This is a genomic window from Puia sp. P3 (assembly GCF_050632245.1).
Taxonomy (GTDB): domain Bacteria; phylum Bacteroidota; class Bacteroidia; order Chitinophagales; family Chitinophagaceae; genus Puia.
The window spans coordinates 6,313,136-6,327,906 of the sequence record NZ_CP192583.1 but is presented as its reverse complement, the minus strand read 5'-3'; the positions used below and the strand labels follow the sequence as shown (position 1 = coordinate 6,327,906).

Annotated in this window: 18 protein-coding genes and 1 pseudogene; 14 read left to right on the top strand and 5 right to left on the bottom strand. The window is 55.3% G+C overall.

Annotation, left to right across the window (positions count from 1 at the left end):
- The 14 genes and pseudogenes from mraY to ACQ86N_RS39760 all read left to right on the top strand — a co-directional run bounded on the left by mraY (window position 1) and on the right by ACQ86N_RS39760 (window position 12,311).
- The gene (gene mraY / locus ACQ86N_RS39825; protein ID WP_431211878.1) at window positions 1-1,281 is read left to right on the top strand and encodes a phospho-N-acetylmuramoyl-pentapeptide-transferase; all 1,281 of its coding nucleotides are present in this window, start codon (window positions 1-3) and stop codon (window positions 1,279-1,281) included.
- Between the two features lie 173 nt (window positions 1,282-1,454).
- Window positions 1,455-2,099 carry a Mur ligase family protein gene (locus tag ACQ86N_RS39820; RefSeq protein ID WP_431211877.1) on the top strand — a complete coding sequence of 215 codons (645 nt, stop codon included), beginning with the start codon at window positions 1,455-1,457 and terminating at the stop codon, window positions 2,097-2,099.
- Window positions 2,100-2,169: 70 nt separating this feature from the next.
- Window positions 2,170-2,796, top strand: coding sequence for a Mur ligase family protein (locus ACQ86N_RS39815; RefSeq protein ID WP_431211876.1), 627 nt, complete (start codon window positions 2,170-2,172; stop codon window positions 2,794-2,796).
- Window positions 2,797-2,875: 79 nt separating this feature from the next.
- Window positions 2,876-4,051 carry an FtsW/RodA/SpoVE family cell cycle protein gene (locus tag ACQ86N_RS39810; protein ID WP_431211875.1) on the top strand — a complete coding sequence of 392 codons (1,176 nt, stop codon included), beginning with the start codon at window positions 2,876-2,878 and terminating at the stop codon, window positions 4,049-4,051.
- A pseudogene (locus ACQ86N_RS39805) lies at window positions 4,048-4,422 on the top strand (glycosyltransferase); the annotation flags it as partial. The gene ACQ86N_RS39810 and the pseudogene ACQ86N_RS39805, both read left to right, overlap by 4 nt.
- Before the next feature lie 239 nt (window positions 4,423-4,661).
- The gene (locus ACQ86N_RS39800; protein WP_431217783.1) at window positions 4,662-5,141 is read left to right on the top strand and encodes a UDP-N-acetylglucosamine--N-acetylmuramyl-(pentapeptide) pyrophosphoryl-undecaprenol N-acetylglucosamine transferase; all 480 of its coding nucleotides are present in this window, start codon (window positions 4,662-4,664) and stop codon (window positions 5,139-5,141) included.
- Window positions 5,138-6,490, top strand: a complete 1,353-nt coding sequence (gene murC / locus ACQ86N_RS39795) for a UDP-N-acetylmuramate--L-alanine ligase (RefSeq protein WP_431211874.1) — start codon at window positions 5,138-5,140, stop codon at window positions 6,488-6,490. The genes ACQ86N_RS39800 and murC overlap by 4 nt, the downstream gene beginning before the upstream one ends.
- 209 nt (window positions 6,491-6,699) lie before the next feature.
- A complete protein-coding gene (locus tag ACQ86N_RS39790) occupies window positions 6,700-7,704 on the top strand; it encodes a cell division protein FtsQ/DivIB (protein ID WP_431211873.1) in 1,005 nt (334 codons plus the stop codon).
- Between the two features lie 29 nt (window positions 7,705-7,733).
- Window positions 7,734-9,107 carry a cell division protein FtsA gene (gene ftsA, locus ACQ86N_RS39785; RefSeq protein WP_431211872.1) on the top strand — a complete coding sequence of 458 codons (1,374 nt, stop codon included), beginning with the start codon at window positions 7,734-7,736 and terminating at the stop codon, window positions 9,105-9,107.
- A 116-nt stretch (window positions 9,108-9,223) separates the two neighbouring features.
- Complete coding sequence (gene ftsZ / locus ACQ86N_RS39780) at window positions 9,224-9,958, top strand: cell division protein FtsZ (protein ID WP_431211871.1); 735 nt, start codon at window positions 9,224-9,226, stop codon at window positions 9,956-9,958.
- Complete coding sequence (locus ACQ86N_RS39775) at window positions 9,955-10,854, top strand: hypothetical protein (protein ID WP_431211870.1); 900 nt, start codon at window positions 9,955-9,957, stop codon at window positions 10,852-10,854. Before ftsZ ends, ACQ86N_RS39775 begins: the two co-directional genes overlap by 4 nt.
- A 99-nt stretch (window positions 10,855-10,953) precedes the next feature.
- Window positions 10,954-11,253 (top strand): hypothetical protein, encoded by a 300-nt coding sequence (locus ACQ86N_RS39770; RefSeq protein ID WP_431211869.1) that lies wholly within the window; start codon window positions 10,954-10,956, stop codon window positions 11,251-11,253.
- Between the two features lie 111 nt (window positions 11,254-11,364).
- The gene (locus ACQ86N_RS39765; protein WP_431211868.1) at window positions 11,365-11,697 is read left to right on the top strand and encodes an NAD-dependent epimerase/dehydratase family protein; all 333 of its coding nucleotides are present in this window, start codon (window positions 11,365-11,367) and stop codon (window positions 11,695-11,697) included.
- Complete coding sequence (locus tag ACQ86N_RS39760) at window positions 11,625-12,311, top strand: DUF1731 domain-containing protein (protein ID WP_431211867.1); 687 nt, start codon at window positions 11,625-11,627, stop codon at window positions 12,309-12,311. Before ACQ86N_RS39765 ends, ACQ86N_RS39760 begins: the two co-directional genes overlap by 73 nt.
- Here ACQ86N_RS39760 and ACQ86N_RS39755 read toward each other — a convergent pair.
- The 5 genes from ACQ86N_RS39755 to ACQ86N_RS39735 form a co-directional block, all read right to left on the bottom strand.
- Window positions 12,306-12,842 (bottom strand): peptidase M10, encoded by a 537-nt coding sequence (locus tag ACQ86N_RS39755; RefSeq protein WP_431211866.1) that lies wholly within the window; start codon window positions 12,840-12,842, stop codon window positions 12,306-12,308. The genes ACQ86N_RS39760 and ACQ86N_RS39755 overlap by 6 nt on opposite strands.
- A gap of 200 nt (window positions 12,843-13,042) precedes the next feature.
- Window positions 13,043-13,483, bottom strand: coding sequence for a TlpA family protein disulfide reductase (locus ACQ86N_RS39750; RefSeq protein WP_431211865.1), 441 nt, complete (start codon window positions 13,481-13,483; stop codon window positions 13,043-13,045).
- A 68-nt stretch (window positions 13,484-13,551) separates the two neighbouring features.
- Entirely contained in the window at window positions 13,552-13,995 is a 444-nt protein-coding gene (locus tag ACQ86N_RS39745) for a DUF4369 domain-containing protein (protein ID WP_431211864.1), read from the bottom strand.
- A 17-nt stretch (window positions 13,996-14,012) separates the two neighbouring features.
- Entirely contained in the window at window positions 14,013-14,564 is a 552-nt protein-coding gene (locus ACQ86N_RS39740) for a hypothetical protein (RefSeq protein WP_431211863.1), read from the bottom strand.
- Window positions 14,565-14,626: 62 nt separating this feature from the next.
- Window positions 14,627-14,767, bottom strand: coding sequence for a hypothetical protein (locus ACQ86N_RS39735; RefSeq protein ID WP_431211862.1), 141 nt, complete (start codon window positions 14,765-14,767; stop codon window positions 14,627-14,629).
- Between the last annotated feature and the right edge of the window lie 4 nt (window positions 14,768-14,771).

Here is a 14,771-nt window from a genome sequence, read left to right as displayed (position 1 = left end):
ATGCTGTATTACTTATTTGAATGGTTTAAACAGAATAGCATCAAGGTGCCGGGAAGCGCCCTGTTCCAGTTCATTACCTTCCGGGTACTGCTGGCTGTCCTGTTTTCCCTGATCGTCAGCATGATCTTCGGGAAAAGGCTGATCCGCTACCTGGTGAAGAAACAGATCGGCGAGACCGTACGCGACCTCGGTCTGGCCGGCGAACAGCAGAAGAAAGGTACCCCGACCATGGGCGGCTTTATCATCATCCTCGCCATCCTGATCCCGACCTTCCTGCTGGCTGACTTGCACAAAGCCTATATCCGGCTGATGATCTTCAGCACCATCTGGCTGGGTCTCATCGGTTTTATCGACGACTACCTGAAGATGCGCGCCAAGCGGATCGCCAAAGAACAGGGCGTCCCATATAAGAAAGGCGACAAGGACGGGCTGGCCGGCTGGTTCAAGGTACTGGGCCAGGTCGTACTCGGACTCGTGGTAGGCTCGACGCTCTATTTTAATACCAATACGATGGTCTACCGGGAATACGTAGGTCAGACGCCTCCCGCCGATACAACAGGCTGGAAGACCATTACGCTGGGAAAGGAGAAGAAGCTGTTTGCACCCGCGAAAGAACCGATCACGACGATCCCGTTTGTAAAGAACCACGAGTTCAACTATTCGAAGCTCCTGCCGCAGGCGCTGAGGGGACTGACCTGGATCCTGTACATCGTCATCGTGATCTTTATCATTACGGCGGTGTCCAACGGAGCCAATCTCACGGACGGACTTGACGGTCTGGCGACAGGGACCAGCGCCGTCATCGGGGCCTGTCTGGGGATCTTTGCCTATGCCAGCGGCAATATCCGGTTTGCGGAGTACCTGAATGTCATGTATATCCCAAATCTCGGCGAGCTGTCCATCTTTATAGGCGCGCTCGTCGGGGCCTGCGTGGGCTTCCTCTGGTACAACGCCTATCCGGCGCAGGTATTCATGGGAGATACCGGCAGCCTGACCCTCGGCGGCATCATTGCGGCGCTGGCCATCATCGTCCGCAAAGAACTGCTGATCCCCATCTTCTGCGGCGTGTTCCTCGTAGAAGTGCTGAGCGTGACCATACAGGTGACCTATTTCAGATATACGAAGAAGAAATACGGAGAAGGCAAAAGGGTTTTTCTCATGAGCCCTCTGCATCACCACTATCAGAAACTCGGCTACCATGAGAGCAAGATCGTGACAAGGTTCTGGATCGTAACTATTCTTTGCGTGGCTTTTGCCATCGCAACGCTCAAGATAAGATAGCCACCGGCTTCCACGGCGGCCCGCTATAAATTCATGTATGAAAAACCAACCCTGTATGGCAAGTATGCAGGGGCCACCGTTGACCCATACGTAGAGGAAAAGAAATTGTGGTGCAGTAATATCTATGCTTTTGAAGAACCCCATAATCCGTGGACCGGAGGAACTGAATAACTATGTCTAAGAAAATGGTCATACTCGGTGGTGGTGAAAGCGGCGTCGGCGCAGCGATACTGGCTGCGCAGCGAGGGTATGACGTGTTCGTATCCGACGGCAGCCCTCTGAAAGACAACTACCGGAAAGACCTCCAAACCCATAATATCGCCTTCGAGGAAGGCGGACATTCGGTTGATCGTATCCTTTCAGCAGACGAAGTAATGAAAAGCCCGGGCATACCGGATAAGAACGAGCTCGTCAAACAGATCAGGGGAAAAAACATTCCCGTCATCAGCGAGATCGAGCTTGCCTACCGGTACAAGGGCGACAGCAGGATCATCGGTATTACCGGCAGCAATGGAAAGAGCACCACCACGGCGCTGACCTATCATATCTGCCGCCACGGAGAGCTGGACTGCGCGCTCGTCGGTAATATCGGTTATTCCTTCGCGCGACAGGTCGCCGAAGACCCGAAGGAATGGTATGTGGTGGAAATTTCCAGCTTCCAGCTGGACGATATCCTGAATTTTCGGTCGGATGTGGCTATTCTGACCAATATCACGGAGGATCACCTGGACCGCTATGAGTACAAATTTGAGAACTATATCGCCAGCAAGTTTCGGATAACCATGAATCAGACCGCTGACGACCAGCTTTATATATAATGAAGACGATCCTGTGATAACCAAGTATATAAGCCAATTTTCGATTCACTCTAACCACCTACCATTTACTATGCAACAGGAACCCGGCAAAGGAGCATTTATGAAGAACGGACAGATGAATATCAATACAGGCAGCGAGAAACTTCAAATGAGCATTTACGATTTTGCCTTGAAAGGCATTCACAATCAATATAACACCATGGCAGCAGGCATTGCATCCGCAACCGTCGGCATCCGAAAGGAGAAGATCCGGGAAGCCATCCAGAGTTTTGAAGCGCTGGAACACCGAATGGAATATGTCAGCACGGTACGTGGGGTGGAGTTTATCAACGACTCCAAGGCAACCAACGTCAACAGCACCTGGTATGCTCTGGAAAGCATGGATAAACCGACTATTCTGATATTGGGTGGAGTAGACAAGGGCAACGACTACGGCCTTATCCGGGACCTCGTCAAGGAGAAAGTGAAGGCCATCGTTTGCATGGGAGTAGACAACCGCAAGATCCACGACGCATTCCAGCACGACGTTCCGCTGATGGTGAACACCCTTAGCGCAGAAGAAGCCGTGAAAGCCGCATTCCATTTCGCTACCAAAGGAGACTCGGTACTGCTGAGCCCCGCCTGCGCCAGCTTCGACCTGTTCAAAAACTATGAAGACAGAGGACGGCAGTTCAAGGAGGCTGTCCGTGATCTATGAGTAATTCGGCTACGATAGAAAAATCACCGTTTCGCAGCCTTCGGTCGCGTACCAGGGTGACAAGGTTATCTGGACCGCAGTGGTCCTTTTGGCCGTTGTATCCCTGCTGGTCGTTTACAGCAGTACCGGCCTGCTGGCCTATAAAATGTACAAGGGGAATACGGAAGTCTATCTCTTTAAACAGTTCGCCTTTATCATGGTGGGCGTGCTGATCATCTATTTTGCCCACCAGGTCAACTATACGATGTATTCGAAAGTGGCGAGGATCTTATTTTTGGTTTCCATACCGCTGCTGTTCTATACGCTGTTCTTCGGCGTCAAACTCAACGAGGGAAGCCGATGGATCCGCCTGCCGATCATCAACATGACCTTCCAGACCTCGGACCTTGCGAAGCTGGCGCTGTTCATGTACCTGAGCCGCCTGTTGAGCAAGAAACAGGACACGATAAAAGATTTTCGGACGGGCTTCCTGCCGGTGATCACTCCCGTCGCCATCATTTGTATACTGATAGCCCCGGCCAATCTGTCCGCTGCCCTGCTGATAGGAGCCACCAGCCTGATGCTGCTGTTCATAGGCCGCGTCAGCGCAAAGCACCTGCTGCTGACCGTCCTCATCGCAGCGATACCGCTCGCGATCCTGGTATCGGCAGCCGTCATCCGCCACAAGTCCAACGGCGGCGTCACCGAGAAGCCGAGGGTGGAAGGACGATCGCGCCTGTCTGTCCGGGTGGACACCTGGATCAGCCGGGTCGAGACCTTTGTTTATGGAGACAAGTCGACCAACGACGACAAGAACTACCAGACCAACCAGGCCAAGATAGCCATCGCCAAAGGAGGCATACTCGGGCTCGGACCCGGCAACAGCCAGCAAAGAAATTTCCTCCCCCATCCCTATTCCGATTTCATCTTCGCGATCATCATCGAAGAATACGGGATTGTCGGAGGCTTGTTTATAGTATTGATCTATCTGGTGTTCCTGCTGCGGAGCATCCGCATCTTCCGGCGTTGTCCGTTTGCATTCGGGGCGTTTCTGGCACTGGGGCTGAGCTTCACCCTCGTCATCCAGGCGCTGGCGAATATGGCGGTGAACGTCAATTTGTTTCCGGTCACCGGGGTGACCCTGCCGCTGGTCAGCATGGGAGGCAGCTCCTTCCTGTTCACCTGTCTGGCGATCGGGATCATTCTCAGCGTGGCGCGGAACGCGGAACAAAATGAAAACGATGAAACAAAAGATATGGAGGAGCCGGCCGCATGAGCAATAAACGAATCATCATAGCGGGCGGCGGCACGGGAGGCCATATTTTCCCGGCCATCGCCATTGCCGGGGCGCTGAAACAGCAGGATCCGACGATCGAATTTCTCTTTGTCGGGGCGAAGGGAAAGATGGAGATGGAAAAAGTGCCCCGAGGCGGGCTATCGGATCGAAGGGATAGACATCGCCGGATTCAACAGAAGTTCTTTGATAAAGAATATCGGACTGCCGATGAAGCTGATCAGGAGTTTCTTCCGGGTCAGTTCCATCTTCAGCAGTTTTATGCCGGACGCGGTGATCGGCGTGGGCGGCTACTCCAGCTTCCCGGTGCTGCGCGCGGCGCAGGCCAAAGGCATTCCCACTTTATCCACGAGAGCAATTCTTTTGCGGGTAAGAGTAATATTTTATTAGGGAAGAAGGCGGTGAAAGTCTTTGTGGCGAGTGACGGGATGCAGAAGTTCTTTCCCGCGGACCGTATAATGGTCACGGGGAATCCTGTAAGAAGCGCGATCGTGAATAGTACAGTGAGCCGCGACGAGGCCGTCCGTCACTTTGGGCTCGACCCCGCCAGACCCGTCGTGCTGTCGACGGGGGTAGCCTCGGCGCAAAAGGGATCAACGAAGCCGTCGCCGCGCATATCGCGGAGTTCGGGGACATCCAGCTGGTCTGGCAGACCGGCAAGCCGTTCGCCGCGGAAGCGGCCGCGGTCAGCAAGGGCCGGGAGAATGTGTGGACCAACGATTTTATTCCGCAGATGGAATATGCTTTTGCCGCCGCGGACGTAGTGATATCCAGGTCGGGGGCCATGTCGATCGCCGAGCTCTGCGTGGCGCGCAAGCCGGTGGTCTTTGTACCGTTTCCATTCGCGGCGGAGGACCACCAGACGGCCAATGCCCAACATTTGGTGAGCAAAGGGGCGGGACTGATGGTAAGGGACAGCGAGGCAAGAGACCAACTGGTGCGGCTGGTCGTGGAACTCTGCGGCGACAAAGCGCGGCAGCAACAACTGAAAGAAAATATCGGCCGGCTGGCCGTCGTCGACGCGGCCAACAGAATAGCCGGAGAGATCTTAAAAGATATTGGACCGAAATGATCGAACTAAAAGATATAAAGCGGCTCTATTTTATTGGCATCGGCGGGATAGGCATGAGTGCGCTTGCGCGGTACTTCCGGTTTCACGGCCGGGAGGTCAGCGGATACGACAGGACGGAGACGCCCTTGACGAGGCAGCTTTCGGAAGAAGGTATAGAGATCCACTATTCGGAAGACGTCGCGGTGATCCCGAAGGACGTCGATCTGGTCGTCTATACGCCGGCGGTGCCGGCTGCTCACAAGGAACTGGTATGGTATCAGCAGCATTCCTATACCCTCATGAAGAGAAGCGAGGTGCTGGGTCTGATCACCGCAAGCTCTTTCAATATATGTGTGGCAGGAACGCACGGCAAGACGACGATCACGACGATGATCGCGCATATCCTGCGGCATAGTGGGTATGGCTGTAACGCCTTTCTCGGCGGGATCGCGGTCAACTACAACAGCAATTTCTGGAGCGATCCGCGGAATGTCTGTGTGATAGAGGCCGACGAATATGACCGCAGCTTCCTGAAGCTGAGCCCCGACGTAGCAGTCGTCACGGCCATGGACGCCGACCATCTCGATATCTATGGTACGGCGGAGGCGGTCAGACAGGCGTTCATCGATTTTTCGGGACGGCTGAAACCCGGAGGACTCCTTCTCAGTAAGAAGGGACTGGACGGGCTCGGGGGCGACAAACACCTGACCTATGGTATCGGCGCCGGTCCTGATGTTTTCGCGACGGACGTCACCATCGACCAGGGCGACTACCTGTTCAGCGTAAAAACGGCCGACTGGAGCCTCGAAAGGATCGCGCTGCCGATGGGCGGACGCCACAACGTTGAAAACGCCACCGCCGCCATTGCAGTCGCTCACAGCCTCGGGATTGCGGGCGATAAGATAGTGGCAGCAGTCGCAGCATTCAGGGGTGTCAAACGTCGCTTTGAGTACGTCATCAAGAAACCGAACCGGGTGTTCATCGACGACTACGCCCACCATCCGGAAGAGCTGAGGGCGCTCATCAGCGGGGCGAAAGAACTGTTCGGAAAGATGAAGCTGACCGTCATCTTTCAGCCGCACCTCTTCAGCAGGACCCGCGATTTCGCCGACGGCTTCGCTGCCAGTCTCGACCTCGCGGATGAGGTGTACCTGCTGCCGGTCTATCCCGCTCGCGAACTGCCCATCGAAGGGGTGACCAGCGAAATGATCGCCGGCAAGATCCCCGGAGGCAAGGCAATGGTCCGCGACAAGGCCGAAATGCCGGAGGTCATAAAGGGACGTCACGACTGGGAAGTGGTGATCACAGCCGGCGCAGGAGACATCGATACACTGGTCGAACCTATCCGGCAATTGCTGGACACAAAATGAACCGATCCGTCAATGGCGGGGACAAAATGTACCGATCCCCGCTGTTGCGTGAACCAAAATATTGTGAACGGGAATTTCAAAAACCCGGGCACTAGTTGTACCCGTCTGATGGCCCGCTGGACCATCGGGCGGGTCTCAAAAAACAATGGCCGTAAAAATAAATATGAGGAAGGTCGCAGGCGCCATCGTCTGGGGCGTGGTAGGCACCGGTGTTCTGGTGCTGCTGGTTGCGGCTGTCCGTTACAGAAACAACAACGTCTGTAAAGGCTTCCACATCGAGATCAGCAGCCCGTCGGCGAATCAGTTCGTCGATAAAAAAGCATTTCGGACCTGCTGGCCGGCAACGGGGTGGGAAAGGGGACAACCGGCCGATCACGTCTTTCAATCTGAGGCGACTCGAGTCGGCGCTCGAAAAGAACGTCTGGATAGAAAAAGCACAGCTGTTCTTTGATAACAATGGCATCCTCCGGGTGAACGTAGTCGAAAGGGAACCCACGGCCCGGGTCTTCACCAGCGACGGCGGCAGCTGCTATATCGACAGCGCGGGCATTCAGCTTCCGCTGCAGGAGAAAATGCAGGCGCGGCTTCCGGTGTTCACGGGCTATCCCGGCGCAAAAGTCCGTCTGCAGGGACGGGACAGCTTACTGACCAGGGAGATCCTCAGCCTGAGCGATTTTATCCGGCAGGATTCATTCTGGTCGGCCCAGGTCGCACAGGTGAATATCACGGCAGACAAGACTTTCGAGCTGCTGCCCGAAGTCGGAAGCCACCGCGTAAGCTTTGGCGACGGCAGCGATATCGCCATGAAGTTTCACCGGCTCTATGTCTTTTATAAAGAAGTACTCAGCCGCACGGGCTTCGACAAATACAGCCGCATCGACGTATCCTATGCCGGACAGGTCATCGGCATAAAAAAAGGCAGTGAGCAGAGCCGTTATGATTCCGTCCAGGGCATGAATAATATTCGCCGGCTGATACAGTCGGCACAGCAGTTGCAACAGGATACCCTTAAGCAGAACGTGAAGCCGCTCGAACGCAGCACCATCACCGAACAGAGCCTCACGACCTACGACCTGGTACCCGATTCACCGGGCGCCGATCATCCGGCCGCAGCGGATTCACCACAACCCCCTACCCATGAAAAACCCGCGACACAACACAAACCCGTCATCCCAACCCGCAAACCCCGGGCAGTGATGAGAAGACAACCGTAAAAAACAACTATAATATAATAAACTAAACTATGAATCACGAACAGCCTATAATCGTCGGACTCGATATCGGAACGACAAAGATTGCTGCCATCGCAGGTCGTAAGAACGAGTACGGCAAACTCGAAATATTGGGGTTCGGACGTGCCAATTCCAACGGGGTCAAGCACGGTCAGGTGCTGAATATCGACGAGACGATCAAGGCCATCCAGATGGCCCTGGACAACTGCTATTCTTCCAACCCCAATCTGGAGATCGGCGAAGTCTACGTTGGTATTGCGGGACACCATATCAAAAGCCTCCAGACCCGCGGAGATATCGTCCGTCAGAACACCGATGAAGAGATCACGCGCAGGGAGATCGACCAGCTGATCGCCGATCAGTACAAGACCTATATACCCGCCGGCGACCAGATCATCGACGTCATCCCGCAGGAGTTCACCGTGGATAATTTCCAGAACATCCCCAACCCGATCGGCTACGGTGGCGTGAAGGTCGGCGCGAACTTCCATATCATTACCGGTGACAAGAACGCCATTCGCAATATCAACCGGGCAGTGGAGAAGAGCAACCTTCACACCAAGGACCTCGTACTCCAGCCGCTGGCTTCGGCCGCCGCTGTCATGGGGCAGGAAGACCTGGAGGCAGGCGTGGCCATCGTGGACATTGGTGGTGGTACGACCGACCTGGCGGTGTTCTATGAAGGCATCCTGAAGCATACGGCCGTGATCCCGTTCGGCGGCGAGAATATCACCAACGACATCAAGACGGGGCTGGGCGTACTAAAGACACAAGCCGAACAGATGAAGGTGCAGTTCGGATCCGCCCTCTCCAACGAAGCAAAAGCCAACGCCTATATCACGATACCCGGTCTGAGGGGTATGCCCGCGAAGGAGATCAGCGTGAAGAACCTGGCCAATATCATACAGGCCCGCATGAGCGAGATCATGGATTTTGTATCCTATCACCTCAAGCAGGTAGGCCTGGACAACAGGGCGCTCAATGGAGGTATCGTCCTGACGGGCGGAGGCTCGCAGCTGAGACATCTTATACAGCTGACGGAATACATTACCGGACTGAACGCGCGCATCGGCTTTCCGACGGAACACCTGGCAGGAGGTCATATCGAAGAGCTCGCCAAGCCTACCTATTCCACCTGTATCGGACTTATCCTGAAGGGATACAGCGACTACGAACACAACCGGAAGGAATTCGAAAGAGAATTCAAAAGGGTGGACGTGCCCGAGAATCTGAGGAAAATGGAAGCCCAGCAGGAAGAGGCGCTCAGCCAGGAGATGCTCCAGCAGGAAAGAGTCCGCAACAGGAAGGGGATGAAGGATTTCTGGGGGAAATTCAAGGACGGCATCATCGACCTGTTCAAGGAGGAAGAAGACCATAAACTGTAAAAGTCCTATAAGAGATCATACCCTATTTTAAGATCATACATACCCAATGAGAGAACCGTGTGCCAAAGGCCGGCCGTAAGGCCAGTCCTATTTATTTGTTTTAAATTTTTTTTGTTATGATCCATTTTGATCTACCGAAAGAGAAATCATCCATCATCAAAGTAATTGGTGTGGGTGGTGGAGGAAGCAACGCAGTGAATCATATGTTCAGCCAGAACATAGAAGGAGTGAATTTTATCATTTGTAATACCGATGCCCAGGCTATCGCGCAGAGCCGTGTGCCCAACAAGATCCAGCTTGGGCCCCACCTGACGCAGGGACTTGGGGCGGGAGCCAATCCCGACATCGGCAGGCAGGCGTGTGAAGAGAGTCTGGAGGAGATCAAACAGATCCTCGAGGTAAACACGAAGATGGCTTTCATCACGGCCGGCATGGGTGGCGGCACCGGCACCGGCGGCGCGCCTATCATCTCCAAGATCTGTAAGGACCTTGGCATTCTTACCGTGGGCATCATCACGACGCCGTTCTCCTACGAGGGGAAGAAAAGGCAGATCCAGGCCGAAGAGGGCATACGCGTGATGAAACAGTACGTGGACACCCTCCTGGTCATCAGCAACGACAAGCTGCGCCACCAGTTCGGCAACCTGAAAATGAAAGAGGCTTTCGCCAAGGCCGACAATGTGCTGGCAACTGCCGCAAAATGTATTACCGACGTCATCAATAGCACCGGTCAGATCAACGTCGACTTTGCCGACGTCTGCACGGTCATGCGCAACGGCGGCGTGGCCATCCTCGGCAGCGCGACGGCCAAGGGCGACAACAGGGCGCAGAAGGCTATCGAAGAGCGATGAACTCGCCCCTCCTCAACGACAATGATATCAGCGGGGCCAAATGGATCCTGATCAATATCAACTCCAGCGAGGGCGAGTTCGAGTTCACGATGGACGAAGTGGACATTATCCAGAACTATTTATTAAGCCAGGCCGGTGAACACACCGATGTCATCCTCGGTCTGGGTTACGACAATACATTGGGAGCCAGCCTGGGCATCACCCTGATCGCTACCGGATTCGAGCACAGGGACCCGTTCATCGTCAAGACTGCCGATGCGGCACCGGCGCCTAAGAAGGAGGAAAAGATACTATTGCCATTAAACCAGGAGTATCCGAAGGACAATCGGCCTGTTCAACCCTCTGTAGACGCAGCAAAGGAAGCCCCAAGTAAGAAGGAACCGACCCTTGGCACCGTATCGCGGAATTCACAAGGTTCATCACCGGTAATGGATCAGGAACCATCGTCTGCTCCATTACCGGATGCCCTTCAGCCAAAGCTGGTTGACACCACCGCGCCCGTAGCCCCACCCGAGCCGCTGACGCTGTTCTCCGATTCACCGTTTGTATCCGACGAGCAGCCGCGCATATTCGTCGACGACCCGCGTACAAGGGACACTCAGCGGGCCGAAGAACCCCGGCAGGCGACCCCTTTCCACTCCGACACCCCGGGCAATCGCTATGACGACGAACAGCCAAAACGCGTAGAATGGGTGCTGTCTCCGGACCCGGAACCCAAACCAATTCAAAAAAATCAGGCGCCTGCCGCCCCAAAAATTCTCCTGCGTCTGCAGCGTCAGGGGGATACCTTGCAAGGCCTTCTAATATCTATGCGGAAGACCCATGGAATGACAAGCAATCCAGCCCAGAACACAAAAATCCTGTCAAGGAGCCGACCCCGAACACGACTGCCTTAAATCCGTCGATGGAAGATGAAACTTCGCCCGATATGCAGCTTGTATTCAGGACTTCGGATTCGACGGCGGATGAGCTCTGGGGCCCATCAAACCCAACCAATGTCGGTGCCGAACTCACCCGTAGAGGAGCCTGCAGCGCAGGACGATGCGGATGATCTCAAACGCCGCGCAGCAGAACGTATCAACAAGTTACGCAACTTGTCCTTCAACGTTAATGCCGCCGATCCGAACAATGAGTTTGAAACTGTGCCGGCCTACATCCGCCGTAATTTGGAATTGTACAACACGATCTCCAACGTCGAGAACTTCTACAGCAACTACGAAGTCAAGACGGACGAAAACAACAACACGGAGATCAGCACGATCAATACATTTTTGGATGGCAAACGACCGGACTGACGCGGTCCACACCACCCACCGGGGTCATCCCAAAAGATAGTTTGTTTTTAGTTGTTTTATTCCCCCGGTTCTCCGGGGGATTTTCTTTATTTTTGTATCAATACATCTCCTATGTCTACAATCCTTATCACTGGTGGAACAGGACTCATCGGCACGGCGCTGACCCGCCTGCTGACAGAACGCGGCTATCGGGTTATCGTCCTGTCGAGAAAAAAGGATGGCTCCTCGCCCGCGGGCGCTCCATCACCCGCCCGCACTAACATCCCCACCCAGGCCCGCTGGGATCCCGACACCGGGTACATCGACCCCGCGGCCATCCAGTCCGCGGACTACATCATCCACCTCGCGGGCGCGGGAGTCGCCGACCACCGGTGGAGCGCCGCGAGAAAAAAGTCATCGTCGAAAGCCGCACAAAAACCAGCGCCCTCATCGCAACGGCGCTGAAAGAGATCCCCAATAAAGTAGCCGCCGTTATTAGCGCCTCGGCCATCGGCTGGTATGGTCCCGACCCCGTCATTCCAAATCCTCAGCCGTTCGAAGAGCCGCCCCTGCCGACGACGACTTCCTCGGCGAGACCTGCCGCCTCTGGGAGGACGCGATCCAGCCCGTCACAGAAGCCGGCAAACGGCTGGTCATTATCCGGACAGGCATCGTCCTCAGCGACAAAGGCGGAGCCCTGGCGGAATTCCGCAAACCTGTTCGGCTCGGCGTCGCGGCTATCCTCGGTAGTGGCAAACAGGTCGTCAAGCTGGATCCACGTCGACGACCTCTGCCGCCTGTACCTTGCGGCCATCGAACAAAAAGAATGGTCGGGCGTCTTCAACGGCGTAGCGCCGCAGCCCGTCAGCAACCGCGAGCTCGTGCTCACGCTCGGTCGCCGCCTCAAAGGCCGGTACCTCGTACCGATCTATATTCCTTCTTTTTTCCTGAAATTGTTGCTGGGCGAGATGAGCATAGAAGTGCTCAAGAGTACCACCGTAAGCGCCGCGAAAACACGAACCGCGGGCTTCCAGTTCCTCTATCCCTCGATCGGCAGCGCGCTCGACGCGCTGCTATAGCACCCGCTCGTGCTTCTGATGATAAAACGAAGAGAATTCCCCGAGAATAGACATCGAGCGCCGGTCGAATGATAACCGCGATAGCCTCAACCCGGCAATGTCCGAGGCGAGCACCTTCCTGGTAACAGGATTCAGCGTTCCTCCCGGTCCCCCCGGCGTTGCCGCGGGGTCATACTGGTACGGCGGGTCACAGAGCGTCCCGCGCGGATACATGATCCCTGGCTGACCCTTCCCCCTGATGTCCAGGTCCTTCGGATGGTCCAGTCCCAGCGTATGCCCATATTCGTGAGCGGCGGTGGTGGAATGGTTGAGGAGGTTTCCCAATTTGAAATAGCCGGTATTGCAGCCCAGTCCGTCAACCGAAGAAATATCATGCAGGGAAAACTCTTCTATACGAAAGAAATTGAGCCGAGGGTCCGTATTGTGCCAGACATTGGCGGGCTGCAGGTCCGGTTTCCAGGCACCTTCGATCTCAAATCGTACATCGTATATCTCCCCCTGATCCTCACCTTGCCCAGCGGCTCGTTCCACGCCATGGCGATTTCCTCCGCGATTTGCAGGGCCAGTGTCTGATCGGCGGCTCCGCCGTAGAAATAGAGCACCGACCGGATCACCAGCTGATGAGAAGAGATATTTAATTCCGCTTCGCCCATGATCAGTGGAGTAGTTCTGATAATTTCTTTTCCAGGTCTTCGCCGCGCAGTCCTTTGGCGATGATCTTGCCATCCTTGTCAAGGAGAAAGTTCATCGGAATACCCCTGATGCCATAATCGACGGCGACGCTGTTCTTCCAGCCATGAAGATCGGAGACCTGCGTCCACGGCAGTCCGTCTTTTTACCGCCGCCAGCCAGTCTTCTTTTTTGTCGTCCAGCGAAACGGCGAGGATGAACAGGCCTTTGTCGTGATAGTTCTTATAAGCTTTTAATACGGCGGGATTCTCGGCGCGGCAGGGCCCGCACCAGCTGGCCCAGAAGTCGATGAGGACATATTTACCTTTGAAAGAAGAGAGACTTATGGAATGGCCGTCGGCGTCAGGCTGGTCGAAGGCTGGCGCGGTCCTGCCGACGCTCGTCTTCATCTGCGCTTCCAGGGTCTCCCTCACCTTTTGGCCGTTCCAACAGTTCTGAATGCCAGGCGCGAGACCGTGAAATAGCGTATCCAGTCGGGTCATATCGTCGGGGTCATAAGTAAAATAAGTATCCAGCGCGATGACCGACGAATAGGAGGACAGGTGCGCTTTTATATAATCGATAGCGAACTGTCGCGGCTTTGGCCACGGGCCCGCCGCCCTCTCTTTTCCTGGTATTGCCGGAACTCGTCCTGTACAGGTGTTCCGCCGATGACGGCTTTCTCCATCGATCCTTTATTCGCCTTTACCTGCAGGTTCCCTTTCTCGAGGAAGAATTCGGTCCGGTACTCTCTTGTGCCGGAAGCACCGATGATGGCCAGCCTGCAGAATTCCGGATCGCCGATGGTTCCCGAGAAGGAGAATTTGCCGGAGGCCGCTTTTACGGAATCGATCTTCTCGGTTTGGCCGTGCCGCAGATAGACCCACCCATTCTTCAGCCCGTCGATCGTGCCGGTCAGGGTGTATGTGGAATCAGTTTCGGGGCGTTGGATCCGGCCGGCCGTCGCGCTTACCAGCGTCAGCGACAGCGCAGCCGCGCCAAAAAGGATAAGCAATTCATGCTGTAATTTAATCAATTTCTCACCGGTTTCCCGCCTTTCAGGACGCTCTGTATCCGCTCGAGCGTTTTCTTTTCCCCGCAGAGGCTGAGGAACGCCTCCCTTTCCAGGTCGAGCAGGTACTGCTCGCTGACAAGAGCCGGCTCGCTGAGGTCGCCGCCGCACATGACGAAAGCCAGTTTTTTGGCGACTACGACGTCATGGTCGGTAGCATACTGTCCCCGCCACATCGCGTGAATGCCAGAGTAGAGCGCCCCAAGGGCGGACCGCCCCAGCACTTTTACGTCCTTGCGGGGTACGGGCATCGTATAACCGTCATTGTATATTTCGATCACCGAGCTCTTGGCTTCCGCGATACGCCGGCCCTGGTTGATGCTGACGATATCCCTGTCCTTTTTCAGGATGCCCAGATCGAAAGCCTCGGCGGCCGAAGTCGAAACCTTCGCCGTGGCAACGGTGAAGAAGCGGTTCTTGAGCGTTATCGTTTCCGGCTCGCCGTCATGCATTTCGTCCCCCGCCCTGAGCGCGAACTCCTTCGTCCCGCCTCCGCCGGGGATCAGACCCACCCCAAGCTCGACCAGTCCGATATAAGACTCCGCCGCCGGGACAACGCGGTCTGCGTGCAGACTCAGCTCGCAGGCGCCCCCAGCGTCAGACCGTGTGGGGCCACCACTACGGGCACTGCGGAATAGCGCGCGCGCATCATCGTATTCTGGAACTGGCGGATCGCCATATCCAGTTCGTCATAGTCCTGTTCGATCGCCAGCATAAAG

Coding starts and splice junctions, on each gene's coding strand:
- mraY (WP_431211878.1), top strand. CDS start 1: ATGCTGTATTACTTATTTGAATGGTTTAAACAGAATAGCATCAAGGTG.
- ACQ86N_RS39820 (WP_431211877.1), top strand. CDS start 1,455: ATGTCTAAGAAAATGGTCATACTCGGTGGTGGTGAAAGCGGCGTCGGC.
- ACQ86N_RS39815 (WP_431211876.1), top strand. CDS start 2,170: ATGCAACAGGAACCCGGCAAAGGAGCATTTATGAAGAACGGACAGATG.
- murC (WP_431211874.1), top strand. CDS start 5,138: ATGATCGAACTAAAAGATATAAAGCGGCTCTATTTTATTGGCATCGGC.
- ftsA (WP_431211872.1), top strand. CDS start 7,734: ATGAATCACGAACAGCCTATAATCGTCGGACTCGATATCGGAACGACA.
- ftsZ (WP_431211871.1), top strand. CDS start 9,224: ATGATCCATTTTGATCTACCGAAAGAGAAATCATCCATCATCAAAGTA.
- ACQ86N_RS39775 (WP_431211870.1), top strand. CDS start 9,955: ATGAACTCGCCCCTCCTCAACGACAATGATATCAGCGGGGCCAAATGG.
- ACQ86N_RS39770 (WP_431211869.1), top strand. CDS start 10,954: ATGTCGGTGCCGAACTCACCCGTAGAGGAGCCTGCAGCGCAGGACGAT.
- ACQ86N_RS39765 (WP_431211868.1), top strand. CDS start 11,365: ATGTCTACAATCCTTATCACTGGTGGAACAGGACTCATCGGCACGGCG.
- ACQ86N_RS39750 (WP_431211865.1), bottom strand. CDS start 13,483: ATGACCCGACTGGATACGCTATTTCACGGTCTCGCGCCTGGCATTCAG.
- ACQ86N_RS39735 (WP_431211862.1), bottom strand. CDS start 14,767: ATGCTGGCGATCGAACAGGACTATGACGAACTGGATATGGCGATCCGC.